Genomic DNA, 24,318 nt, shown 5'->3' on the forward strand with positions numbered 1-24,318 from the left:
GCATCCGGCCCGGTGCGTATTAATAGCATCGGGCCTGATTAAAAACGACCTATCATTGCATTAACGAGATAGATAAACGTCTTCCCTGTGATTGTAAAATATCTCAGCTGTCTCTTTTACCCTGATCACTTCGCGCTTCATATAATCATTATGAGCGAGCAGAGCACTCGTCCTCAGCATGAATGCGGCTTGATGATTACTATCTCGTGATAGATCTTTCCGCGCGAATGGAAAGCGTGTGCCAGCATGGTGCGCCATAATAAAATGACTACCGGCGATGCGCTGACATCAGCGCATCGCCTGCTCTTACCGCTTGGTCGTGATTTCAGCTTGTTTAAACTGCTGATGACCGCCCATCTCGGAAACATAGTTGTGCGCGGAGTTCAGCACCAGTTTGTTAGTGGAGATAGAACCAACATTACAAGTTGAAAGCTTCAGGAAACCACAGCGATAGCCGCCATTATAGACTTTATTAGCGATAATCGTCAGATTCTCTCCTGCCTGAAGAGTGCCGTAGTTGGTGATATCGGCAAAATTTTTCGTATCCAAGGTGAGATCTTTGGCTGCGATGATTTGGCCTTCATTTTTCATACCATAATAAGCGATGATATTCGCATCGACACTATCAATAGTTGCCTTATTGTGAACGTTATTACTCTCAATCTGTACGGATTTTCCGTAAACGTAGTTGTTATTTTTGAACTGGACGCTTTTAACCGTCATAGAGTTTCCGCTAACAAGGTTACCGTCCTGGATGATATCGCCATTAGTGATAAGCGATATATCGATACCAGAAATTCGCCCTGTATTATGGATGTTGCCTGAACTGACGTTGCTATCCTTTGCCGACACGATAGCCAGATTAGTGTAGCCCCAAAGGTTACCGGTGACGGTGAGATTATCCCCGCTAAACTTGACGTTGGTGATTTCGCCCCACATTGTACCGCCGTTGTTGATATTGTGGGCAGAAATATTTAACTGGCCATCGGCGTTAATCGTTGAACCATAGGTGGTATTGATATCGCCGAGGGTGGTTAAGGTTAATGCCTTGGTGCCATTAATTCTGCCGGTATTGACGAGGTTGCCGGCGGCGCTCACGTTAAGCGTTTTGTCACTGGTAATCGTGCCTTCATTGGTCAATGTGTTCAGAGTGGTGACCTGAGTGGCGAGGGCGCTGCTGTTAATGCTGCCCTTATTTTTCATCTCACCTGCTGAGACGATTTGCGTCGCGATGCCTTTCCCAGTGATAGCGCCTTCATTAATCAGTGAACCGTTGCTGGTCATGGTGAGAAGGGTGTTTGCAGCCATCGTGCCTTTATTCCGGACGCCGAAACCCAGATTATTACCAGTCATGGTGATACTGTTGGCCTTGATTCCGCCTAGTTGGCTAATATCAATGCTGTATTCCGGATATAATATTTGTTTGGCTGTGGCTGCTTTTCCAAGGCTGGTCATCTTTCCGGTTTTGTTATCAAACGTTAAGTTGCCCGCGCCCACCATAGCGTTGGCTGCCGTCATTGTGCCGTTAATCGCGATGGCGTCGGCCAGCAAGGCTGCATAGCTGTTAGACGCGTTCATACCTTTATCGTCAATGGTGATTTTACCCTGCGTGACCGTATAGCTATCAATCGCGCCGGTATCGCTCAGATTGACCTGGCCTGTCGTCAGCACTGCTTTGTTAGTATTAATAAAACTGCACCCGGAGCAGGTGATGCCGTTAGGGTTGGCGATAACGACATCGGCTTTTTGTCCGTTAACTTCGATAAAGCCCTGCAGATTACTCATTTTATTGGAGGTGACTTCATTTAAAATAACGGAAGCGCTGCCGTTGGTCAGATTATTATTCTTAGCGATATTACCGTGAGTGCTGTGGTTCACGTCGCTGGCGCTGTTGTTTAAAATAGTGCCGTTAGGGCCGACGTTGAATTCGCGATATAAGTTATGCGAGACGCCAGCGGCATTAGGAGCTTCGATATCAATAACATTTGCCCCTGATCTATGCGTATAGCTTGACGGATCGGCATAAACAACGGATGAACTTAGCGCTGCAGCCAGCGCAACATATGAAACCTTGAATTTAAACATGTAATTTATTCCTTTAAATAGTAAAAAATGAATCAGTAAATTGCAGTAATGCGCCGATGAAAACTAATACCTCCACTGTAATGAAAAGCCCAGGTTCATGGCATCGCTATGAAAGTCATCAGGTTTACTGATGGGCGTGCCGATAAAAAAATCATATTGCGTAGACGCTATTTCTCCGCGGACGCCGCCGACTGCGCCTGAAAGGCTTTTTCCCTGCCTGGCGCGCTCGGTACCAATGATCCTGCCGAAGTCAAGGCCAAGATATACCTGCTGGTCGGGGGTGGGAATATTCCAGCTAAAATCATTGCGCCAGTACCAGCCTTGATTGGCCGAAAGCGTATTTTCACCGTCAAAGCCGCGAACCGTCCAGCGATTGCCGATATTAAACTGGTTGTCCGAAGATAATCTATCCGGGCTGAACTGGGCATGGAAACGCGGCATCCAGCTAAACTTATCGCCGGTTGCGGCAAACTGCATCAAGGCCTGTATATCGGCGTGAACAATGCGCGATTGATGGCTATATAAACCGCCTTTTTCCTCGGGGGTGGGGACGGAGCTCAGCCACGGCAGGCTGCGCTGAACGCCCAGGCTTGCGTCGATAATTTTCCTGTTGAAATAGTGCTGATGGCGCACGGTAAATTCCCAGACAGGATTTTGTTTACGCATCACATACAACTCATCGCCGCCAAAGAAATAGTGCGAACTGCTCTTCGCTATGCGCAGATCGGCGGTCGTTTTTTGTTGTCGGGTATGCGAAAGCAGGCGGCTAAGGGTCGCGCTGTAATAACGGTTTTTACTTTTATAGTCGATGCTTGACCATCTTCCTTTAAACAGCTGGCGGTACTGGCTGTAGGAGCCGTACAGGCTCAATGACCAGTAACCAAAAGGCACGGAGTAGTAAAGGTTGCCGTTATGGTTGCCGTCGTTGTGCTGGTTGAATTCAACGTCGCCGCCTGCCGAGATGGAAAGAATATCGTTCAATGAAGATAAATCGTAAAGGTATAGCGCGCCTCCACCCTGATAGCGACCGCTGGCGCGGCTGCCTGCGTCATCAAGCCAGGCGCCAACCTGCCACTGTTTATCCATTACCCGGGCGATTTCAATATCACTTTCGCCAATGTGTTCCCCGGGCCGCAGCTTCATATGGGCGCTGGCGCCAGGCAGGCGCTGCAGGTTAGCCATCCCTTGTTCAAGATCGCTGAGGCGCAGGATTTTACCGGTATGGGTGGGCATGGAGGTCCACAGGTTCGTCACGGCACTATTTGGCGCAAAATCAATATGCCCCGTTTTGCCATAAGTCAGCGTTATTTTGAGAATGCCCCCTTCTAGTGACTGAGAAGGGATATCGATCAGGGAAGTAATATACCCTTGTGTTATCAGTTCATTTTGTAGGGCGTTCGTCAGCAGGCGAATCCCTTCTATTCCGAGGCAATGGCCGGGCGCCTGGGCAGCGATCTTCCCGAGGAGGGCGGTGGTTTTTGCGTTGTCCTCGGAGGCAATATCAACTTTCGTGATGTACCGACAGGTCGCTTCCTCGGGAAATATCAAGGTTTGCGTTTTCGCATAGGTGCGAGAAGATTGGTATTGCTGCTGATGGGGCATTAATGCGCTTTCACGGGCTTTATCCTGTTCTACCTGGTTTACCGTGGCGGAGTCAATACCCGCCCGCGCGGTAAAGCAGGTGAGCAAATTTAAACACAAAATAATGGCCAGTCCGTTAGTGTTAGTCCGCATGAAGCAATATCCGTTTGTTTCATTGAGTAAGATTATAATTAATGGTTGTGCACGGCATGAAATAGCCTGCGCGGCGTATAGCAAGTCAATTGAAATATTATTTCAAGAAATTTAAACTCACGGGGATTATTACAAGATGCCGTATGCTAACGATGACGTGGCGGTTAATCTATTCTACGGCCCCTGAATTCTTTGTGAAATTTTTACTTCATGTTGTGAAGCTGTCGCTTTGAGATGAAGCAATTGAAAAGGGGAGGGGCTGACAGGCGCGCACGGTGATATCGTGCGCGCCGCAGAAGTTAGTGCAGAATTTTGGCGAGGAAATCTTTAGCGCGATCGGATTGTGGATTGGCGAAGAAGGCCTCTTTATCGGCATCTTCGACTATCTTTCCTTCATCCATAAAGATCACCCGGTTGGCCACCTTACGGGCGAAGCCCATTTCATGGGTAACCACCATCATCGTCATCCCTTCGTTGGCCAGTTCCACCATGACGTCCAGTACCTCGTTGATCATCTCCGGGTCGAGCGCTGAGGTGGGCTCATCAAACAGCATAGCGATCGGGTCCATACACAGGGCTCGGGCAATGGCCACGCGCTGCTGCTGGCCGCCGGAGAGCTGCGCCGGGTATTTTTCCGCATGCGCCGCCAGGCCCACGCGCTCCAGCAGTTTGAGCCCCTTCTTGCGCGATGACGCTTTGTCACGATTGAGCACCTTAACCTGCGCCAGCGTCAGGTTGTCGATAATCGACAGGTGTGGGAATAGTTCAAAATGCTGAAACACCATTCCGACATGCGAGCGCAGTTTGGCAAGATTGGTCTTTTTATCGTTAACCACGGTGCCATCGACGATAATCTGCCCCTGCTGCACCGGCTCAAGGCCGTTCACGGTTTTAATCAGTGTGGATTTACCGGAGCCTGACGGCCCGCAGACCACCACGACTTCGCCTTTTTTCACTTCCGTGGAGCAATCGGTCAGCACCTGAAAGTGACCATACCATTTTGAAACATTTTTCAGGGTAATCATTACACAGTCCTTTTCTTCAACCAGCTGACCAACAGCGAGGCGCTGAGGCTAATCACAAAATAGACGCCGCCCGCGAACAGGATCATTTCGACCTGGGTCCCGTCACGCTCGCCAATCGTGGAGGCGGTACGGAAGAAGTCGGCGAGGCTCAATACATACACCAGCGAGGTATCCTGGAACAGGACGATCCCCTGGGTTAACAGCAGCGGCACCATGGCGCGGAAGGCCTGCGGCAGGATCACCAGCCGCATCGACTGCCAGTGGGTCATTCCCAGCGCCAGCGCGGCGCTTGACTGGCCGCGGGAGATGCTCTGGATACCGGCGCGGATAATCTCTGAATAGTAGGCGGCCTCGAACATCGAAAAGGCCACCATCGCCGAGATCAGGCGAATATCCGTTTTCGGCGACAGTCCCAGCACGTTCTGCAGGAAGCCCGGGACAATCAGGTAGAACCACAGCAGAACCATCACCAGCGGGATAGAACGGAACACGTTAACGTAGGATTTAGCAAACCAGGCCAGCGGCAGAAAGCTGGACAGGCGCATGACCGCCAGCAGGGTGCCCCAGACGATGCCGACCACGATGGCGATCACCGTAATCTTCAGGGTGATCACCAGCCCTGCCAGCAGGTAGGGCATGGAGGGAACGATCGAACTCCAGTCAAAATCGTACATTATTTGCCTCCCATATTGCCAGGCAGGCGAACCTTACGCTCGACCACATACATAATCAGCATAATCACCGCGTTGATGAAAACATAGGCCAGGGTGATGGCGGTAAAAGACTCCCAGGCATGAGCTGAGTAGTCCAGCAGTTTGCCCGCCTGCGCGGCCATATCGGCCAGACCGATGGTGGAGGCGATGGCCGAGTTTTTCACCAGGTTCATCATCTCCGAGGTCATCGGCGGCACGATAACGCGATAGGCGTTCGGCAGCAGCACGTAGCGGTAGGTTTGCGGCAGGGTCAACCCCATCGCCAGACCGGCGTTCTTTTGCCCGCGCGGCAGCGACTGGATAGCGGCGCGTACCTGCTCGCAGACGCGAGCGGCGGTAAACAGCCCCAGGCACAGCATGGAGGAGACAAAGAACTGAATGTTTGGGTCCAGCTCCGATTTAAACCACATGCCGATATTTTCCGGCAGGAATTCCGGCACCACCAGGTACCAGGTAAAGAACTGCACGATCAGCGGCACGTTGCGAAACAGTTCGACATAGCAGGTGCCAATGCCCGAGAGGAAGCGATTGGGGACCGTGCGTAAAATGCCGAACAGCGAGCCGACGAGAAAAGCGATGATCCAGGCCGAGATGGAGAGGGCGACGGTGATCTGAAAACCGCTCCACAGCCAGCCCAGGTAGGTAGTGTTGCCGAAGGGGGCCTGTTGCAGGAATATCCCCCAGTTCCAGTCTATTGACATACATGACTCCTGGAAAAAAAGGGTAGCCATTGCTACCCTCGAAGACGGTTGTCCAGCTTGTTTCGGTATTCGCGGCGGCTGGGGAACGACCAGCCGCCGTATAGTCTGTCCGTGCTGTGACAATCATCGGGAGGGCAGGATATCCCGCCCCTGGTTGTTATAATTAGTTCAGTGCTTTGTCATTAGGTGATTTGAACAGCGCTTTCATGTCGTCCGACAGCTCGAAGTTCAGGTTAAGATTTTTTGGCGGAATCGGGTTTTTGAACCATTTGTCGAACCACTTCGCTGCTTCGCCAGAGGTCTGGGCCTGGGCAACGGTTTCATCGACCAGCGCCTTGAAGGCCGGATCGTCCTTACGCAGCATGCAGCCATAGGCTTCTTTCGACTGCGCGGTGCCGACGATTTCCCAGTTATCCGGTTTCTTCGCCTTGGCGCGTTCGCCAGCCAGCAGGGCATCATCCATCATAAAGGCCACCGCGCGTCCGCTCTCCAGGGTGCGGAAAGAGTCGCCATGATCTTTGGCGCTGATAATGCGCATATTCATTTTTTTCTCATCGTTCAGCTTGTGCAGCAGGATCTCTGAGGTGGTTCCGGAGGTGACGACGACCGCTTTATCCTTCAGGTCAGGGAAATCTTTAATCGGGCCGCCTTTCTTCACCAGCAGACGAGTGCCGACGACGAAGATAGTATCGGAGAAGGCCGCCTGTTTCTGGCGCTCAAGGTTGTTGGTGGTAGAGCCGCACTCGAAATCAAAGGTGCCATTCTGCAGCAGCGGAATACGATTCTGCGAGGTGACCGGGATCAGTTTGACCTGCAGATCGGGTTTGTTCAGTTTTTTCTTGATGGCATCGACGATGGCGTTGGAGTAGTCCTGAGAGTAACCCACAACCTTCTGTTGGTTATCGTAGTAAGAGAAAGGGACGGAAGATTCGCGATGGCCGACAACGATAACGCCATTTTTCGCGATCTTATCCAGAGTGCTCTGGCCAGCCGCCGGGGCAGCATCTTCCGCCTGCGCCAGACCAGCGGTCATTCCCATTACCAGCATTGCCGTGGCCAGTTTACGTAATTGCATATCCAACTCCTTATCCGCAGCGTCACCGACGCTATTGATACCCATTGTGATTGTGTGTGTTGTTATTAGGGGCACGCATCCACGTGCCGCATTTGTATGTGTTTGTTAGCATTTAGTTTGGCTTAATGTAAATATTTTGCTGCTTTATTGTTTATTTTTGCGAAGCGCTCCGCACCAATGGGAGGCAAATATCTTCCATTGCACCAAAATAGCGCGACCACCGATCGTTTATGGTGCAACCCGGTTGCACTGGGCCGGAGGACGGCGCTACCCGATTAAATAAAGCAATGACTGTGCCAGGGTGGCAAATGACGGGAAGAAAAAAGCCGGCGACGGGCGTCGCCGGTAGAGAACTTATCGGCGACGCTGACGCAGGCTCATCAGCAGCGCACCGAAGCCGAGCAGCGCCGTCAGCGCCCACAGCGGCCAGTTGCCAGTGCGAGCGTAAGGGGTCATGCCGCTGGTGGGCGTCACGGTGGTGGTCAACACCTCACGGGTAAACTGCGGGATCATCTTCTGGATCTCGCCGCGCGGGCCGATCACGGCGGTAATGCCGTTGTTGGTACTGCGCAGCAGGGGGCGGGCCAGCTCCAGGGCGCGCATCCGCGCCATCTGGAAGTGTTGCCACGGGCCGATGGACTTGCCGAACCAGGCGTCGTTAGAGATGGTCAGCAGGAAGTCGGTATCCGGACGGAAGTTATCCCGCACCTGTTCCCCGAGGATGATCTCGTAGCAGATGGCCGCGGTCAGCTTCAGGTTATGCGCCATCAGCTGCGGCTGCACGTAGGGACCGCGGCTGAAGGAGGACATCGGCAGGTCGAAGAATGGCGCCAGCGGACGCAGAATCGACTCCAGCGGTACAAACTCGCCGAACGGCACCAGATGGTTCTTGTTGTAGCGGTTGGTCGAGTCGTAGCGGTACGGGTTATCTTTGCCGAGGGTAATGATGGTGTTGTAGGTGTCGTAGCGATTCTGCTTATTAAGACGCGCGTCGACGATGCCGGTGATCAGCGAGCTGTCTTTTGCGCGCAGCAGATCGTCCATCATGCTGAGGAACTGCTGCTGGTTGATCTCCAGATCCGGGATCGCCGATTCAGGCCAGATAATCAGCTGCGAGTGGCCGATATGCGGCTGGGTCAGCGCCAGGTAGGTTTTCAGGGTATTAACCAGCTGTTTCTCGTCCCACTTCATGGCCTGCGGGATATCGCCTTGCACCAGCGAGACCTGCGTCGCGCGCTCCGGCAGCAGCTGATACCACTGGATATAGCGCAGCGGGAACGGCAGGGCGAACAGCACCGCGGCAATCACCAGCGCCTTCCCGTTGCGCTGCACGAGGGCCAGAGCCAGCAGGCCGCTAACCATCATCAGCAGGAAGTTGATCGCCTCAACCCCCATCACCGGCGCCAGGCCTTTCAGCGGGCCGTCGATCTGGCTATAGCCGAACTGCAGCCACGGAAAGCCGGTCAGCACCCAACCGCGCAGGAACTCGGTGATCTGCCAGACGACGGGGGCGGCGATCGCCACCCGTAGCCAGCTGGTTTTGGGCCACAGCCGGGCGAGCAGGCCGGCAAACAGGCCGGTGTAGAGCGACAGATAGGCCGCCAGCAAAACGACGAGGAAGACGTTAACCGGACCCGGCATACCGCCAAACTGCGCAATACTGACATAAACCCAGTTGATTCCCGTGCCGAACAGGCCAAGTCCCCAGAAATAGCCGATGCCGGCGCTTTGCAGCGGGCGGCGGTTAAGGGTTAACGCCTGCAGACCGACCAGTGAAATAATCGCTGCTGGCCAGAAGTCGTAAGGTGAAAAAGCCAGCGTTCCGCTGGCTCCGAATAGCAGCGCCAGCAGCAGACGTACGCGCTGGCGTTCAAGAAGAGAGGCAAATACCATTTAGGCTAATCGTCCCGTAAATTAACGCCTGTTGCCACAGGCTATGCTGTTTGCCAGCCGGGGGAGGGGACAACCGAGTATCGCCACGGTCTGTCTCCCGGCTGGCCGTGACCTTCAGCGCCGCCGCTTACTCTTCCAGCTTCGGCTGGGGAGCATCATCCGGCAGCTTAACATGCACCTGAATGATACGACGACTATCTGCCATTGCTACCTTGAATTGGTAACCATCAATGTCGATAGATTCGCCGCGAGCTGGCAGGTGGCCAAAGGCCTGCATTACCAGCCCGCCAATGGTATCCACTTCTTCATCGCTGAAGTGCGTATCGAAGGCGTCGTTGAAGTCTTCAATGGAGGCCAGGGCGCGTACCGTCCAGGTATGGCGGCTCAGCTGGCGGAAATCGATATCTTCTTCTTCGTCGTACTCGTCTTCAATTTCCCCGACGATGAGCTCAAGGATATCCTCGATGGTCACCAGACCGGAGACGCCGCCGAATTCGTCAATAACGATCGCCATATGGTAGCGCTGTGAGCGAAACTCTTTCAGCATGCGGTCGACCCGCTTGCTTTCCGGAACGACAACCGCCGGCCGTAACACTTTTTCCATGCTGAAGGCTTCGGCGTCGCTGCGCATAAACGGCAGCAGATCCTTGGCCATCAGAATCCCTTCGATGTGATCTTTATCCTCACTGATGACCGGGAAGCGCGAGTGGGCGGATTCGATGATGACATCGAGGCACTCGTCCAGCGTCTGATTGCGTTTCAGGGTAATCATTTGTGAACGGGGGATCATAATGTCGCGGACCCGCTGGTCGGCGATATCCATTACCCCTTCGAGCATGTCACGCGTATCTTCATCGATAAGATCGTTCTGCCCGGAATCACGGATCAGCGCCAGCAGTTCATCGCGGTTTTTCGGTTCCCCGTGAAAGAGCTGGCTGAGTAACAGGGAGAAAAATCCCTTTTTGCTGTTTACTGTGTCACTACTGTGTGAATTGTCGTCGCTCATGGCGTCGTTTGGGTTCTCATGTTGATTTAATGTCGCTCGTCGCGCGTAAACTCAGCGCCGGACGGCATGGGTTGCCTGACGTTCAGGCGGGTAAAATGCATGAACAGCGGCCGGATGAGGCGCAAGCGCCACGATCCGGCAGGGGGCTATTCAGCAATCTTCTCGGAAATGTACGGGTCCTCATAGCCCAGAGCAAGCATTATCTCTGTTTCGAGGCCTTCCATCTCTTCCGCTTCGTCATCTTCGATGTGATCGTAGCCCAGCAGATGCAGGCTGCCGTGCACCACCATATGCGCCCAGTGCGCCTCCAGCGGTTTACCTTGCTCGCTGGCTTCCTGCTCCACCACCTGACGGCAAATGATCAGATCGCCGAGCAGCGGCATTTCAATCCCCGGCGGCGCTTCAAACGGGAAAGAGAGGACGTTGGTCGGCTTATCCTTGCCGCGATAGGTCAGGTTCAGCTCATGGCTTTCTGCAACGTCGACCAGACGAATCGTTAACTCTGACTCCTCCTGAAACGGCGGAATGACGGCGTCGACCCAGCGTTGAAAAAGGGCTTCGTCCGGCAGGCCGCTGGTCTCTTCGCAGGCCAGCTGTAAATCGAGGATCACCTGACTCATTTTTGCTCCTGTTCCTGGGCTTCGCGTTTGCGCTCGGCGGCCAGTTCTGCTTTACGTTTCTGGTCTGCGGCTTCCCATGCCTCATAGGCGTTCACGATGCGGGCGACCACCGGATGGCGGACCACGTCTTCGCTATGGAAGAAGTTAAAGCTGATCTCATCGACTTCCGCCAGCACTTCGATGGCGTGGCGCAGACCGGATTTGGTGCTGCGCGGCAGGTCAATCTGCGTGATATCGCCGGTGATCACCGCCTTGGAGTTAAAGCCGATGCGGGTCAGGAACATTTTCATCTGCTCGATGGTGGTGTTCTGGCTTTCATCAAGAATGATAAAGGCGTCATTCAGCGTCCGTCCGCGCATATAGGCCAGCGGGGCCACTTCGATGACGTTACGCTCAATCAGCTTTTCCACCTTCTCAAAGCCGAGCATCTCGAACAGCGCGTCGTACAGCGGGCGCAGATACGGGTCGACCTTCTGGCTCAGATCGCCGGGCAGGAAGCCGAGCTTTTCACCCGCTTCGACGGCCGGACGGGTCAGCAGAATGCGGCGGATCTCCTGACGCTCCAGCGCATCAACCGCCGCCGCCACCGCCAGATAGGTTTTCCCGGTACCCGCCGGACCCACGCCGAAGGTGATGTCGTGATCGAGGATATTGGCGATGTACTGCGCCTGGTTCGGCGTACGCGGTTTGATCACCCCGCGCTTGGTCTTGATATTGACGGCTTTTCCGTACTCCGGCACGCTCTCGGCGCTTTGCTCAAGCACGCGCGCCTCTTTGATCGCCAGATGGATCTGCTCTGGTTCAATATCCTGAATCTGACCGCGCATCGGCGCCGTGTCGACATACAGGCTGCGCAGAATATCGGCGGCGGCGTGTACGCAAAGGGCGCGTCCGGTCAGCTTAAAGTGATTGTCACGGCGGTTGATCTCAATGCCTAACCGACGCTCCAGCTGTTTGATGTTGTCGTCAAACGGGCCGCACAGGGCTAACAGGCGTGCGTTATCCGCTGGCTCCAGGGTAATTTCACGAGTGTCTATGTTCAAACTGTTCCTCTTTACGCAGGTGGCCGGACGCGGCGCGTGGCCGGCTAATCAGGAAATTATTTACGTCACAGGAAAATGGCGCAAGCATTGCTGTAGATATAGGGACGGAGAGAGGAATTACAAGGCCTGCCGGAACCGACAGGCCTGAAGGGATCACGGCTGATAGATACCCACGCCAAGATCGTTCTCTTTACGGGTGCGGGCAATCACTGATTCGGGGGATTCAGCGATACGCAGACCCATCTCCGCTTCGGTGCGCACGATTTTGCCGCGCAGCGAGTTGGTGTAAACATCGACGATTTCGACATCGACAAACTTGCCGACGAGGTCCGGGGTGCCTTCGAAATTGACCACCCGGTTGTTCTCCGTACGCCCGGAGAGCTCCATGATGTTCTTGCGCGACGTGCCTTCCACCAGGATGCGCTGTACCGTGCCGAGCATGCGACGGCTCCAGGCCATCGCCTGCTGGTTGATGCGCTCCTGCAGAATATACAGACGCTGTTTCTTGTCGGCATCCGGCACGTCGTCGACCATATCGGCCGCCGGGGTGCCCGGACGGGCGGAGAAGATAAAGCTGTAGCTCATATCGAAATTGACGTCGGCGATAAGCTTCATCGTCTTTTCGAAATCTTCCGTGGTTTCGCCGGGGAAGCCGACGATAAAGTCTGAGCTTATCTGAATATCCGGACGCGCTTCACGCAGCTTACGAATAATCGCTTTATACTCCAGCGCGGTATGGGTCCGTCCCATCAGGTTAAGCACGCGGTCGGAGCCGCTCTGCACCGGCAAGTGCAGGAAGCTCACCAGCTCCGGCGTATCGCGATAGACCTCGATGATATCGTCGGTAAATTCGATCGGGTGGCTGGTGGTGAAGCGAATGCGGTCGATGCCGTCGATAGCGGCCACCAGGCGCAGCAGATCGGCAAAGCTGCCGGTGGTGCCGTCGTAGTTCTCACCGCGCCAGGCGTTCACGTTCTGGCCCAGCAGGTTGACTTCACGCACGCCCTGCGCCGCCAGTTGGGCGATTTCAAACAGGATATCGTCGCACGGGCGGCTGACTTCTTCACCGCGGGTGTAGGGCACCACGCAGTAGGTGCAGTATTTGTTGCAGCCTTCCATAATCGAGACGAAGGCGGTCGGGCCTTCGGCGCGCGGTTCTGGCAGGCGATCGAATTTTTCAATTTCCGGGAAGCTGATATCAACCACCGGGCTGCGGTTGCCGCGCACAGAGTTAATCATCTCCGGCAGGCGGTGCAGGGTTTGCGGCCCGAAAATAATATCGACATAGTGCGCGCGCTGACGAATATGGTCGCCTTCCTGGGAGGCCACGCAGCCGCCAACGCCAATAATCAGGTCCGGGTTCTTCTCTTTCAGCAGCTTCCAGCGTCCAAGCTGATGGAAAACTTTTTCCTGGGCCTTCTCACGAATTGAGCAGGTATTGAGCAACAGCACATCTGCTTCTTCCGCCACTTCGGTCAGTTGATACCCATGTGTCGCATCCAGCAGATCGGCCATCTTTGATGAATCATACTCGTTCATCTGACAGCCCCAGGTTTTAATATGGAGTTTTTTTGTCATTGACTTGCTCATGCTCAGTAATAGATATCCAAAACGCGGGGATATATACAGGGTGAATTTCGCATTCCAGGGCGCGTATTGTAATGCTTTGGTCGCCCCCTGACCAGTGCGAGCGTTATCACCGCAAGAGGGCGAAAAATCCGGTAAACTTAACGGATTCTGCTTTAAGGATAATAGCCATGACAATTCACGCAACAGATGTCGCCATCGTGGGCGGCGGCATGGTCGGCGGCGCCCTGGCGTTAGGGCTGGCGCAACAGGGATTTACCGTGACGGTGCTTGAGAAAACGGCGCCCCCGGCTTTCGATCCGGCATCCGCCCCGGATGTGCGGATCTCGGCGATCAGCGCGGCCTCGGTCGGCCTGCTGAAAAGCCTTGCCGTCTGGGATGCCGTGCGGGCGATGCGCGTCCACGCTTACCGTCGTCTGGAGACCTGGGAGTGGGAGAGCGCGCACGTCGCCTTTGACGCCGCAGAGCTCAAGCTGCCAGAGCTGGGCTATATGGTTGAGAACAAGGTCCTGCAGTGGGGCCTGTGGCAAGCGCTGGCGGCGCACGAAGGGGTTACCCTCCGCGTTGGCGGCGAACTGGAGGCGATGCAGCGCGGCGAGGCGCAGACGGTGCTGCGTTTACGCGAGGGGGAGACGATCCACGCCCGGCTGGTTATCGGCGCCGACGGCGCCAGCTCTCAGGTGCGGGAGATGGCCGGCATCGGCGTGCATGCCTGGCAATATCAGCAGTCCTGTATGCTGATCAGCGTCGAATGCGCCGACGATCCCGGCGACAGCACCTGGCAGCAGTTTACCCCCAGCGGACCGCGCGCCTTCCTGCCGCTGTTCGACAACTGGGCCTCGCTGGTGTGGTATGACGCCCCGGCGCGGATCCGTCAGCTACAGGGCATGTCCATGCCCCAGCTTCAGCAGGAGATCGCCCGCCATTTCCCGGCGCGTCTCGGACGGGTGACGCCGCGGGCGGCCGGCGCCTTCCCGCTCACCCGGCGTCATGCGCTGCAGTATGTTCAGCCCGGTCTGGCGCTGGTGGGCGATGCGGCGCACACCATTCATCCGCTGGCGGGGCAGGGGGTTAACCTTGGCTATCGCGATGTCGACGCCCTGCTGGAGATCCTGGCGCAAGCGCGCGGCCGAGGCGAAGAGTGGGCCAGCCTGCCGGTGCTCAAGCGCTACCAGGCGCGGCGGCGGGCGGATAATTTTATTATGCAGTCGGGGATGGATCTGTTTTACGCCGGATTCAGCAATGACCTGGCGCCGGTGCGGATGCTGCGTAATATTGGCCTGATGGCGGCCGAACGCGCCGGGGTGCTGAAGCGTCAGGCGCTGAAGTATGCGTTAGGCTTGTAACTCCGGCTTCCCGGGCAGGGGCGTAGTGGAAAGCGCATGCCCGGCAGTCAGTGACGCGCCAGGATGGCTATACGCCAATAGCAAAAAAGCCCACCGAGGTGGGCTTTTTTGCATTTAAGTGGCTGGGGTACGAGGATTCGAACCTCGGAATGCCGGAATCAGAATCCGGTGCCTTACCGCTTGGCGATACCCCAATTGTCTGTTGCGCCTGACCGACACTATCCCGGTTTAAGAGCAACAGTGCGTTCATTGCTGAACGACTTTTTAATTTGGCTGGGGTACGAGGATTCGAACCTCGGAATGCCGGAATCAGAATCCGGTGCCTTACCGCTTGGCGATACCCCAACAAATTGTTTGCGGATTTATCGATGTGTATCGATACGTCCCGAATATGGTGGCTACGACGGGATTCGAACCTGTGACCCCATCATTATGAGTGATGTGCTCTAACCAGCTGAGCTACGTAGCCAAATTGTCTTACTGTTTCTTCGATGGCTGGGGTACCTGGATTCGAACCAGGGAATGCCGGTATCAAAAACCGGTGCCTTACCGCTTGGCGATACCCCAATACCGTCGCGGTGACCCGCAAATATCGAAGAAATATGGCTGGGGTACCTGGATTCGAACCAGGGAATGCCGGTATCAAAAACCGGTGCCTTACCGCTTGGCGATACCCCATCCGTACAACGCTGACTGGTGAATGGTGCGGGAGGCGAGACTTGAACTCGCACACCTTGCGGCGCCAGAACCTAAATCTGGTGCGTCTACCAATTTCGCCACTCCCGCAAAAAAAGATGGTGGCTACGACGGGATTCGAACCTGTGACCCCATCATTATGAGTGATGTGCTCTAACCAGCTGAGCTACGTAGCCATCTTTTTTTCGCGTAACCTTATCGGCGTTGCGGGGCGCATTATGCGTATTGGGCCTGCGAGCGTCAACCTCTTTTTCAAGGAAAATCGTTGTAATGTGACTGTTTGGTTAGGTTGCGAACAGCTCGCTGCAATAATCGGCAATTATTGGTTATTTATCGTTTTTCAGAGGCATAATTCCCGCAAAAAGAAAACGGACCCCGGAGGGTCCGTTTCGCGTTTCAACGCCTGTCAGGGCTTATTTATAGGCCGACTGGTGGACGCCTACCGCGCGGCCTGACGGATCGTTCATGGTTTTGAATGCTTCATCCCACTCAATGGCTTTAGCAGAAGAGCAGGCCACCGACGGACCGCCAGGAACACACTCCGCCGCGCTTGGCAGCGGGAACAGCTCTTCGAAGATCTCGCGGTACAGATAGCCTTCTTTGGAGGTCGGCGTGTTGTACGGGAAGCGGAAGCTTGCGGTTTCCAGCTGCTGATCGCTGATCTGTTTCGCGGCCACTTCTTTCAGCGTATCGATCCAGCTGTAGCCGACGCCGTCAGAGAACTGCTCCTTCTGGCGCCAGGCAACGCTGGCCGGCAGATAGGATTCAAAGCATTCGCGCAGCACGTGTTTTTCCATTTTGCCGTTGCCGCACATCTTATCCTGCGGGTTGATGCGCATCGCCACGTCGAGGAACTTCTTGTCAAGGAACGGCACGCGGGCTTCCACGCCCCAGGCGGACATCGCTTTGTTGGCGCGGGCGCAGTCAAACATATGCAGCGCCTGCAGCTTACGTACCGTCTCTTCGTGCAGTTCTTTGGCGTTCGGCGCCTTATGGAAGTAGAGGTAGCCGCCGAACACTTCGTCCGAGCCTTCGCCGGAAAGCACCATTTTGATGCCCATGGCTTTAATTTTCCGCGACATCAGGTACATCGGCGTCGAAGCGCGAATAGTGGTCACATCGTAGGTTTCGATGTGATAGATAACGTCGCGGATCGCATCCAGCCCTTCCTGGACGGTAAAGTGAATTTCATGGTGCACGGTGCCAAGGTGGTTAGCCACTTCCTGCGCCGCTTTCAGGTCAGGAGAGCCTTCCAGACCGACCGCGAAGGAGTGCAGCTGCGGCCACCAGGCTTCGCTACGCTCCTGATCTTCAACGCGACGGGCGGCAAATTTCTTGGTGATGGCGGAGATGACCGAAGAATCAAGGCCGCCGGAGAGCAGCACGCCGTAGGGGACGTCGGACATCAGGTGGCTTTTCACCGACTCTTCCAGCGCCTGGCGCAGCTCGTTCTTATCGGTAACGTTGTCTTTTACCGCGTCGTAATCGAACCAGTCGCGCTGATAGTACTGGCGAATTTCACCGTCTTTGCTCCACAGGTAGCTACCCGCCGGGAACTCTTTAATGGTGCGGCACACCGGCACCAGGGCTTTCATTTCAGAGGCGACATAGAAGTTGCCGTGTTCGTCATGGCCCATATACAGCGGGATAATGCCGATATGGTCGCGGCCAATTAAGTACGCGTCTTTTTCGCTGTCGTACAGGGCGAAGGCGAACATCCCCTGCAGGTCGTCGAGGAACGCCGGGCCTTTTTCCTGATACAGCGCGAGGATCACTTCGCAGTCGGAGCCAGTCTGGAACTGATAGCGGTCGCCATATTCCGCGCGCAGCGCCTGATGGTTGTAGATTTCGCCGTTAACGGCCAGCGCATGGGTTTTTTCGGCGTTGTACAGCGGCTGAGCGCCGGCGTTGACATCGACAATCGACAGGCGCTCGTGCGCCAGAATCGCTTTGTCGCTGGCATACACGCCAGACCAGTCCGGACCGCGATGGCGCATCAGGCGGGAAAGCTCCAGCGCCTTTTTACGCAGCTCACCTGCGTCAGTTTTAATATCCAGTACGCCAAAAATAGAACACATAGCCTTCTCCATTACCCTGTCGTGTTTGATGTTGTGCTGGCTTCGTCTCGTGGCGAAGCCTGAGTGCGTGCTTAAGAAAATGCCGTAAAGGGGGAGCAGGCGCAAGGGTTTTACGGCCGGAAAAAGAAAAAACGCAACTGCGATTGTTGAATAGTAAAAAAAGAGTATCTTTTGAACGGCTTCATTGAAGAATACGCAATTTTAAGCCATTTTTATTAGATATGGTGCTTTTGGCAGGCGTCAAAAATGAACAACCACGTCCTGAGACGTGGCTGACATTAGAAAATATCGATTTCCGCGACGGAGGGGTAGATCCACGACGGGCGGAACGGCATGCTGTCGATGTCGTCGAGGGTTGAGACTCCGGAGAGCACCAGAATGGTCTCCAGCCCCGCCTGGAAGCCAGCCAGAATGTCGGTGCGCAGATTGTCGCCGACAATCACCGTCTGTTCGGAGTGGGCCTGCATTTTGTTCAGCGCTGAGCGGATGATCCACGGGCTGGGTTTACCGACGTAAAACGGCTTACGGCCGGAGATCTTCTCGATCCCGGCGCACAGGGCGCCGCAGGCCGGGTAGAAGCCGCGACCGTGAGTATCCGGGTTAGTGGCAATGAAGCGGGCGCCATTGGCGACAAAGAAGGCCGCCTTATGCATCATCTCCCAGTTAAAGGAGCGGGTTTCCCCGACGATGACAAAATCCGGGTTGACGTCGGTAATGGTAAAGCCGGCTTTGTACAGCTCGTGGATCAGCGCCCCTTCACCCACCACATAGGCTTTCTTACCTTCCTGGCGGCGCAGAAAATCGGCCGTCGCCATCGCCGAGGTGTAGAAGGCGCTATCCGGAACCTCAATCCCGGCGGTGGCGAAACGGTTCGCCAGATCCTGGCCGGTTTGCGACGGGTAGTTGGTCAGCATCACCAGCGGCATGCCTTTCTCGAGGATGCGCTTGATAAACTCGGCAGCGCCGGGAACGGCGACGTTATCGTGCATCAGCACACCGTCAATATCACAAATTATGTTTTGAATGGTCATGGTGGGTCCAGAATCATTATCAAAGACGAAACTATACGCGTCATTGATGAGGTTTCACACCTCTGACGGGCGATGCCCGCCAACGACAGAGCGACGCGCTTATCAATAAAGGGGGGCGGTTAGCTCTCAAGCAAGCGCTGCAGCAGCGTGCCATTGAGCATGGCGCGTTTGACCAGCGCGAAGGCGCCAATCGCTGAGCGATGATCGAGGGTGGAGCGCACCACCGGCAGGTTCTTACGAAACGCCTTCAGCGCCTGGGCGTTAATGCAGCCCTCAATGGCCGGGAGCAGCACTTTCTCGGCTTCCACAATTTCGCCGGCGATGACGATTTTTTGTGGATTGAACAGGTTGATGGCGATGGCGATCGTTTTTCCGAGGTGACGCCCTACGTACTCGACCACTTCGCAGGCCAGGGCATCGCCTTTGTTGGCCGCTTTGCAGATGGTTTTGATCGTGCAGTCATCGAGGGTCAGACGGCTCTGATAGCCCTGCTCCAGCAGGTGGCGAACGCGATGTTCGATGGCGGCATTAGCTGCGACGGTCTCCAGACAGCCAAAGTTGCCGCAGTGGCAGCGCTCGCCCAGCGGGTCGACCTGAATATGGCCGATTTCGCCGACGTTGCCGTTACGGCCGATAAAAATGCGTCCGTTGGAGATGATCCCTGCCCCGGTGCCGCGGTGCACGCGCACCAGAATGGAGTCTTCGCAATCCTGGCTTGCGCCAAAATAGTGCTCGGCCAGCGCCAGGCTGCGGATATCGTGTCCGACAAAGCAGGTAACGTTGAAGCGTTTTTCCAGCGCCCCGACCAGGCCCCAGTTTTCCACCGCAATGTGCGGCATATAGCGGATCACCCCGCTTTCCGGATCCACCAGCCCCGGCAGGATCACCGAGATGGCGATCAGCTCGCGAATTTTGCGCTGACAGTTTTCAATAAAAGTGGCGATGATATTCAGCAGGGCGTGTTCCAGCGTTTCCTGGGTGCGCTCGGGCAGCGGGAAATGCTCCTCTTCCAGGGTCTTGCTGCTTAAATCATAGAGGGTGAGAGTGGCGTCATAGCGGCCAAGGCGCACGCCAATGGCGTTGAAGTTGCGCGTCTCCGCAATGATGGAGATGGCGCGGCGCCCCCCGGTGGAGGCCTGCTGATCGACTTCTTTGATCAGGCCGCGCTCAATAAGCTGACGCGTGATTTTGGTCACGCTGGCAGGGGCAAGCTGGCTTTGTTCCGCGATCTGAATGCGCGAGATAGGCCCATGCTGGTCAATCAGGCGGTACACGGCCGCGCTGTTCAGTTGTTTTACGAGGTCAACGTTACCAATTTGAGCTTGTCCGCCTGCTGTCATACTTTTACTTACTCAGTGACGACCTCGTTACCATTAACGATGGTCTTGGTGATTTTATAATCGCGTGTAAAGGCGGTCAGGTTAGCGACCATACCCGGCGCAATACTGCCGAGCTGCTTGTCCACACCAATGGCGCGCGCGGGATAGAGCGTCGCCATGCGCAATACTTCGTCCAGCGCCACACCGCAATGCTCAACCAGATTACGTACCCCTTCAATCATGGTCAGGGAAGATCCGCTGAGGGTGCCGTTTTCATCTACGCACAGCCCGTTGCGGTAGTATATTGTTTTCCCGGCAAAAATGAACTGGTCAATATTCGCCCCCGCCGGCGCGGTGGCGTCGGTGACCAGGCACAGTTTGTCGCCTTTCAGGCGCTTGGCGTTGCGCACGTTGGCGTAATCGACGTGCATCCCGTCGACAATAATACCGCAGTAGACATCCGGCTCGTCAAAAATCGCCCCGGCCAGACCCGGTTCGCGGCCAGTAATGTACGGCATTGCATTATACAGGTGGGTGGCGAAGGTAATGCCTGCGCGGAAGCCCACTTTCGCCTCTTTCAGCGTGGCGTTGGAGTGGCCCGCGGAGACGACGATCCCGGCGGCGACCAGTTTGCGGATCACTTCCGGCTCAACGCGCTCAGGGGCGAGGGTCACTTTGGTGATCACATCGGCGTTGTCGCACAGGAAATCGACCAGCGCCGCGTCCGGTTTACGCACATAGTCCGGGTTGTGGGTGCCTTTCTTGACGATATTCAGCCACGGTCCTTCAAGATGCAGACCCAGCGCCTGGTTCGGGTGCTTTTGCAGGTATTCGCGCATCACGCGCACGCCTTGCTTCATCAGATCGTCGCTGGAGGTAATCAGCGTCGGCAGGAAGCTGGTGCAGCCTGAGCGTTCGTTGGCCTTCTGCATGATCTCCAGCGTGTCGACAGTGACCGCGTCAGGGCTGTCGTTAAACTGTACGCCGCCGCAGCCGTTGAGCTGGACGTCGATAAAACCGGGGGCGAGGATGGCGCCGTTGACTGAGCGCTGCTCGATGTCAGACGGCAAATCTGCCAGCGGACAAAGACGTTCGATAAGGCCATTAGCGATAACAACCGCATGGTCATCAAGAATTTCATGACCGGTATAAACCCGGCCCTGGGTTAATGCATACATTACGACCCCCGGTATATACGCCTCATCAGGCCCGGGTACGTTCGTTTGCCGCCGGCATGATGATGCATACAAAGAAAAAGATGGTCCCGCGCAAATCGCGGGACACGACTACATTACAGACCTTTAATATTTTCAGCTTCTAATTCGTTGAAATATTTCAGTGTCTTCACTTTCAGCTCCATGGTAGACGGTTCGTCACAGACGATCACCGCCTTCGGATGCAGCTGCAGACAGGTAATGGTCCACATGTGGTTGACGTTACCTTCTACCGCCGCCTGCAGCGCCAGCGCTTTCTGATGGCCCAGCACCAGAATCATTACCTCTTCTGCGTCCAGCAGGGTGCCCACGCCGACGGTTAGCGCATATTTCGGCACCAGATCCACGTCGCCGTCGAAGAAGCGGGAGTTCGCCACGCGGGTTTCATGGGTCAGGGTCTTAATACGGGTACGAGACGCCAAAGAGGAGGCCGGTTCGTTAAACGCGATGTGACCATCGTTGCCCACGCCGCCCATGAACAGGTGGATTTTACCGTAGGAACGAATTTTTTCTTCATAGCGACGGCATTCCGCATCGATGTCCGGCGCGTTACCATTCAGCAAGTTGATATTTTCTGCCGGAATATCAACGTGGTCAAAGAAATTACGGTGCATGAAGCTATGATAGCTTTCCGGATGCTCTTTCGGCAGGCCAACGTATTCATCCATGTTGAAGGTGACGACGTGTTTGAAGCTAACCTGGCCTGCTTTATGCATTTCAACCAGCGCCTTGTAGGCGGTGAGTGGGGTGCCGCCGGTCGGCAGTCCCAGGACGAACGGACGGTCCGCGGTTGGTTTAAATGCATTAATGCGGTTAACGATATGGCGGGCAGCCCATTTACCGACCTGCTCAGCGGTTACCAGGGGGATCAGTCTCATTCTTCACCTCTATAGTTAAAGTAGATTCTGGCGGATTGGCGCCAGCACTCTGAGGAGAGTATTGCAGCAACTGCGCCGACCGGGGTCAATCCGTGTTGATTTTTTGAATGATAAAATAAGTTTTCGATGTTAGCCAGTGTAAGGGAGGGGGGAATACGATATTTGGTGATAATTATCACAAAAAATGCCCGTTTAATTTGCGATACGAATTAATTTTTCACACACTTTGCCGGTAAGTGATAAAACCGACCTTGTTACACAATAAAAAAGTGGCTTTGAAAATGAGCCTCATCGGGGTCTCATAGGGGGAATAAGATGAATATTTTAGGTTTCTTTCAGCGGCTGGGTAGGGCGTTACAGCTCCCTATCGCAGTGCTGCCGGTCGCAGCATTGCTGCTGCGTTTCGGGCAACCAGACCTGTTGAATGTACCCTTCATCGCGCAAGCGGGTGGGGCTATCTTCGACAACCTGGCGCTGATCTTTGCTATCGGTGTGGCGTCAAGCTGGTCCAAGGATAACGCCGGTTCTGCGGCGCTGGCCGGGGCAGTAGGTTATTTCGTGATGACCAAAGCGATGGTCACCATCAATCCGGAAATTAACATGGGCGTACTGGCCGGTATCATTACCGGTCTGGTAGCAGGGGCGGTGTACAACCGCTGGGCCGGCATCAAGCTGCCGGACTTCCTGAGCTTCTTCGGCGGCAAACGCTTCGTGCCGATCGCCACCGGCTTCTTCTGTCTGATTCTCGCGGCGATCTTCGGCTACGTCTGGCCGCCGGTGCAGCACGCTATCCATGCGGGCGGCGAGTGGATCGTTTCCGCAGGGGCATTGGGTTCCGGTATCTTCGGTTTTATCAACCGTCTGCTGATCCCGACCGGCCTGCATCAGGTGCTGAACACCATCGCCTGGTTCCAGATTGGTGAGTTTACTAACGCCGCAGGCGCCGTGTTCCACGGCGACATCAACCGCTTCTACGCCGGCGACGGCACCGCGGGGATGTTCATGTCCGGCTTCTTCCCAATCATGATGTTTGGTCTGCCGGGCGCGGCGCTGGCGATGTATCTGGCCGCTCCGAAAGCGCGTCGTCCAATGGTGGGCGGTATGCTGCTGTCTGTTGCCATCACCGCGTTCCTGACCGGGGTAACCGAGCCGCTGGAATTCCTGTTCATGTTCCTGGCTCCGCTGCTGTACCTCCTGCACGCGGTACTGACCGGTATCAGTCTGTTCATCGCAACGGCGCTGGGCATTCATGCGGGCTTCTCCTTCTCCGCCGGCGCCATTGACTACGTGCTGATGTACAGCCTGCCGGCCGCCAGCAAAAACGTCTGGATGCTGCTGGTGATGGGCGTGGTCTTCTTCTTCGTCTACTTCCTGCTGTTCAGCGCGGTGATCCGCATGTTCAACCTGAAAACACCGGGTCGTGAAGACAAAGCCGCTGACGTGGTAACGGAAGAAGCTAACAGCAACACTGAAGAAGGCCTGACCCAGCTGGCGACCAGCTATATCGCCGCGGTGGGCGGAACGGACAACCTGAAAGCGATTGACGCCTGTATCACCCGTCTGCGTCTGACCGTGGGCGATTCGGCGAAAGTGAACGACGCCGCCTGTAAACGTCTCGGCGCATCCGGGGTGGTGAAACTGAATAAGCAAACCATCCAGGTTATCGTCGGCGCGAAGGCAGAGTCTATCGGCGATGAGATGAAAAAAGTGGTTACCCGCGGCCCGGTAGCGGCAGCGGCAACCGCACCGGCTGGCAACGTCGCCACCGCAGCGCCAGCGGCTAAACCGCAGGCGGTAGCGAACGCGAAGACCGTTGAGTCGCTGGTTTCGCCGATTACCGGTGACGTGGTGGCCCTCGAACAGGTGCCGGACGAAGCCTTCGCCAGCAAAGCCGTCGGCGACGGTATCGCGGTGAAACCGACCAGCAACATCGTTGTCGCGCCAACGGCGGGTACTGTGGTGAAAATTTTCAACACTAACCACGCGTTTTGCCTCGAAACCAACAACGGTGCGGAAATCGTCGTCCACATGGGTATCGACACCGTGGCGCTGGAAGGCAAGGGCTTCAAACGTCTGGTTGAAGAGGGCACGGACGTGAAGGCGGGCGAGCCGATTCTGGAAATGGATCTGGACTTCCTCAACGCCAACGCGCGCTCGATGATTAGCCCGGTAGTCTGCAGCAATAGCGATGACTACAGCGCGCTGGTGATACTGGCGAGCGGTAAGGTCGTAGCCGGCCAGACGCCGCTGTATGAGATTAAAGGCAAGTAAGGC

The 24,318-nt window shown here is 55.5% G+C and carries 18 protein-coding genes and 7 tRNA genes; 2 read left to right on the forward strand and 23 right to left on the reverse strand.

The features are described from left to right. Nucleotides 1–306: 306 nt before the first annotated feature. The 11 genes from KHQ24_RS04080 to miaB form a co-directional block, all read right to left on the reverse strand. On the reverse strand, nucleotides 307–2,085 hold the full coding sequence (locus KHQ24_RS04080; RefSeq protein ID WP_080841209.1) for a filamentous hemagglutinin N-terminal domain-containing protein: 1,779 nt from the start codon (nucleotides 2,083–2,085) through the stop codon (nucleotides 307–309). A gap of 63 nt (nucleotides 2,086–2,148) precedes the next feature. Then, a complete protein-coding gene (locus tag KHQ24_RS04085) occupies nucleotides 2,149–3,819 on the reverse strand; it encodes a ShlB/FhaC/HecB family hemolysin secretion/activation protein (RefSeq protein WP_017901432.1) in 1,671 nt (556 codons plus the stop codon). A gap of 299 nt (nucleotides 3,820–4,118) precedes the next feature. Then, nucleotides 4,119–4,844, reverse strand: coding sequence for an amino acid ABC transporter ATP-binding protein (locus tag KHQ24_RS04090; RefSeq protein ID WP_004885898.1), 726 nt, complete (start codon nucleotides 4,842–4,844; stop codon nucleotides 4,119–4,121). Beyond that, nucleotides 4,844–5,518 (reverse strand): glutamate/aspartate ABC transporter permease GltK, encoded by a 675-nt coding sequence (gene gltK, locus KHQ24_RS04095; protein ID WP_002894707.1) that lies wholly within the window; start codon nucleotides 5,516–5,518, stop codon nucleotides 4,844–4,846. Before gltK ends, KHQ24_RS04090 begins: the two co-directional genes overlap by 1 nt. Next, nucleotides 5,518–6,258, reverse strand: coding sequence for an amino acid ABC transporter permease (locus tag KHQ24_RS04100; protein WP_002894709.1), 741 nt, complete (start codon nucleotides 6,256–6,258; stop codon nucleotides 5,518–5,520). The genes gltK and KHQ24_RS04100 overlap by 1 nt, the downstream gene beginning before the upstream one ends. A gap of 163 nt (nucleotides 6,259–6,421) precedes the next feature. Beyond that, nucleotides 6,422–7,333: an amino acid ABC transporter substrate-binding protein gene (locus tag KHQ24_RS04105; protein ID WP_023288842.1), complete on the reverse strand. Its 912-nt coding sequence runs from the start codon at nucleotides 7,331–7,333 to the stop codon at nucleotides 6,422–6,424. Between the two features lie 354 nt (nucleotides 7,334–7,687). After that, entirely contained in the window at nucleotides 7,688–9,226 is a 1,539-nt protein-coding gene (gene lnt / locus KHQ24_RS04110) for an apolipoprotein N-acyltransferase (protein ID WP_004885901.1), read from the reverse strand. Nucleotides 9,227–9,353: 127 nt separating this feature from the next. Then, nucleotides 9,354–10,232, reverse strand: coding sequence for a CNNM family magnesium/cobalt transport protein CorC (gene corC / locus KHQ24_RS04115; protein ID WP_004197606.1), 879 nt, complete (start codon nucleotides 10,230–10,232; stop codon nucleotides 9,354–9,356). 146 nt (nucleotides 10,233–10,378) lie between these two features. Next, entirely contained in the window at nucleotides 10,379–10,852 is a 474-nt protein-coding gene (gene ybeY / locus KHQ24_RS04120; RefSeq protein WP_002894722.1) for an rRNA maturation RNase YbeY, read from the reverse strand. After that, entirely contained in the window at nucleotides 10,849–11,895 is a 1,047-nt protein-coding gene (locus tag KHQ24_RS04125; protein ID WP_004176871.1) for a PhoH family protein, read from the reverse strand. Before KHQ24_RS04125 ends, ybeY begins: the two co-directional genes overlap by 4 nt. A 153-nt stretch (nucleotides 11,896–12,048) precedes the next feature. After that, on the reverse strand, nucleotides 12,049–13,473 hold the full coding sequence (gene miaB / locus KHQ24_RS04130; RefSeq protein WP_032455723.1) for a tRNA (N6-isopentenyl adenosine(37)-C2)-methylthiotransferase MiaB: 1,425 nt from the start codon (nucleotides 13,471–13,473) through the stop codon (nucleotides 12,049–12,051). Nucleotides 13,474–13,652: 179 nt separating this feature from the next. On the opposite strand from miaB, the gene ubiF reads away from it, so the two are divergent. Next, nucleotides 13,653–14,828: a 3-demethoxyubiquinol 3-hydroxylase gene (gene ubiF, locus KHQ24_RS04135; RefSeq protein WP_153245270.1), complete on the forward strand. Its 1,176-nt coding sequence runs from the start codon at nucleotides 13,653–13,655 to the stop codon at nucleotides 14,826–14,828. A 119-nt stretch (nucleotides 14,829–14,947) separates the two neighbouring features. Here ubiF and KHQ24_RS04140 read toward each other — a convergent pair. From KHQ24_RS04140 to nagB, 12 genes are all read right to left on the reverse strand, one after another. Beyond that, nucleotides 14,948–15,022, reverse strand: a tRNA-Gln gene (locus KHQ24_RS04140). Between the two features lie 76 nt (nucleotides 15,023–15,098). After that, nucleotides 15,099–15,173: transfer RNA gene (locus KHQ24_RS04145), tRNA-Gln, on the reverse strand. A 47-nt stretch (nucleotides 15,174–15,220) separates the two neighbouring features. Next, a tRNA-Met gene (locus KHQ24_RS04150) sits at nucleotides 15,221–15,297 on the reverse strand. A 23-nt stretch (nucleotides 15,298–15,320) separates the two neighbouring features. Beyond that, nucleotides 15,321–15,395, reverse strand: a tRNA-Gln gene (locus KHQ24_RS04155). Nucleotides 15,396–15,431: 36 nt separating this feature from the next. Beyond that, nucleotides 15,432–15,506: transfer RNA gene (locus KHQ24_RS04160), tRNA-Gln, on the reverse strand. A 23-nt stretch (nucleotides 15,507–15,529) separates the two neighbouring features. Beyond that, nucleotides 15,530–15,614: transfer RNA gene (locus KHQ24_RS04165), tRNA-Leu, on the reverse strand. A 9-nt stretch (nucleotides 15,615–15,623) separates the two neighbouring features. After that, nucleotides 15,624–15,700: transfer RNA gene (locus KHQ24_RS04170), tRNA-Met, on the reverse strand. Nucleotides 15,701–15,937: 237 nt separating this feature from the next. Further along, entirely contained in the window at nucleotides 15,938–17,602 is a 1,665-nt protein-coding gene (gene asnB / locus KHQ24_RS04175; RefSeq protein WP_004885914.1) for an asparagine synthase B, read from the reverse strand. A 278-nt stretch (nucleotides 17,603–17,880) separates the two neighbouring features. After that, nucleotides 17,881–18,633, reverse strand: coding sequence for an HAD-IIA family hydrolase (locus tag KHQ24_RS04180; RefSeq protein ID WP_004885918.1), 753 nt, complete (start codon nucleotides 18,631–18,633; stop codon nucleotides 17,881–17,883). A 119-nt stretch (nucleotides 18,634–18,752) separates the two neighbouring features. Beyond that, nucleotides 18,753–19,973, reverse strand: a complete 1,221-nt coding sequence (gene nagC, locus KHQ24_RS04185; protein WP_004885919.1) for a DNA-binding transcriptional regulator NagC — start codon at nucleotides 19,971–19,973, stop codon at nucleotides 18,753–18,755. Nucleotides 19,974–19,981: 8 nt separating this feature from the next. Beyond that, nucleotides 19,982–21,130, reverse strand: coding sequence for an N-acetylglucosamine-6-phosphate deacetylase (gene nagA / locus KHQ24_RS04190; RefSeq protein ID WP_004885928.1), 1,149 nt, complete (start codon nucleotides 21,128–21,130; stop codon nucleotides 19,982–19,984). 113 nt (nucleotides 21,131–21,243) lie between these two features. Beyond that, nucleotides 21,244–22,044, reverse strand: coding sequence for a glucosamine-6-phosphate deaminase (gene nagB / locus KHQ24_RS04195; RefSeq protein ID WP_002894749.1), 801 nt, complete (start codon nucleotides 22,042–22,044; stop codon nucleotides 21,244–21,246). A 315-nt stretch (nucleotides 22,045–22,359) separates the two neighbouring features. Here nagB and nagE point away from each other — a divergent pair, with 315 nt between their 5' ends. Beyond that, nucleotides 22,360–24,315 (forward strand): PTS N-acetyl glucosamine transporter subunit IIABC, encoded by a 1,956-nt coding sequence (nagE, locus tag KHQ24_RS04200; protein WP_211777131.1) that lies wholly within the window; start codon nucleotides 22,360–22,362, stop codon nucleotides 24,313–24,315. The last annotated feature ends 3 nt before the right edge of the window (nucleotides 24,316–24,318 follow it).

Source organism: Klebsiella sp. 54 (genome assembly GCF_018223875.1).
Taxonomy (GTDB): Bacteria; Pseudomonadota; Gammaproteobacteria; order Enterobacterales; family Enterobacteriaceae; genus Klebsiella; species Klebsiella quasipneumoniae.

Coding starts and splice junctions, on each gene's coding strand:
- KHQ24_RS04180 (WP_004885918.1), bottom strand. CDS start 18,633: ATGACCATTCAAAACATAATTTGTGATATTGACGGTGTGCTGATGCAC.
- ubiF (WP_153245270.1), top strand. CDS start 13,653: ATGACAATTCACGCAACAGATGTCGCCATCGTGGGCGGCGGCATGGTC.
- nagB (WP_002894749.1), bottom strand. CDS start 22,044: ATGAGACTGATCCCCCTGGTAACCGCTGAGCAGGTCGGTAAATGGGCT.
- KHQ24_RS04105 (WP_023288842.1), bottom strand. CDS start 7,333: ATGCAATTACGTAAACTGGCCACGGCAATGCTGGTAATGGGAATGACC.
- KHQ24_RS04080 (WP_080841209.1), bottom strand. CDS start 2,085: ATGTTTAAATTCAAGGTTTCATATGTTGCGCTGGCTGCAGCGCTAAGT.
- asnB (WP_004885914.1), bottom strand. CDS start 17,602: ATGTGTTCTATTTTTGGCGTACTGGATATTAAAACTGACGCAGGTGAG.
- ybeY (WP_002894722.1), bottom strand. CDS start 10,852: ATGAGTCAGGTGATCCTCGATTTACAGCTGGCCTGCGAAGAGACCAGC.
- KHQ24_RS04100 (WP_002894709.1), bottom strand. CDS start 6,258: ATGTCAATAGACTGGAACTGGGGGATATTCCTGCAACAGGCCCCCTTC.
- KHQ24_RS04090 (WP_004885898.1), bottom strand. CDS start 4,844: ATGATTACCCTGAAAAATGTTTCAAAATGGTATGGTCACTTTCAGGTG.
- nagA (WP_004885928.1), bottom strand. CDS start 21,130: ATGTATGCATTAACCCAGGGCCGGGTTTATACCGGTCATGAAATTCTT.
- miaB (WP_032455723.1), bottom strand. CDS start 13,473: ATGACAAAAAAACTCCATATTAAAACCTGGGGCTGTCAGATGAACGAG.
- nagC (WP_004885919.1), bottom strand. CDS start 19,973: ATGACAGCAGGCGGACAAGCTCAAATTGGTAACGTTGACCTCGTAAAA.
- lnt (WP_004885901.1), bottom strand. CDS start 9,226: ATGGTATTTGCCTCTCTTCTTGAACGCCAGCGCGTACGTCTGCTGCTG.
- KHQ24_RS04085 (WP_017901432.1), bottom strand. CDS start 3,819: ATGCGGACTAACACTAACGGACTGGCCATTATTTTGTGTTTAAATTTG.
- gltK (WP_002894707.1), bottom strand. CDS start 5,518: ATGTACGATTTTGACTGGAGTTCGATCGTTCCCTCCATGCCCTACCTG.
- nagE (WP_211777131.1), top strand. CDS start 22,360: ATGAATATTTTAGGTTTCTTTCAGCGGCTGGGTAGGGCGTTACAGCTC.
- corC (WP_004197606.1), bottom strand. CDS start 10,232: ATGAGCGACGACAATTCACACAGTAGTGACACAGTAAACAGCAAAAAG.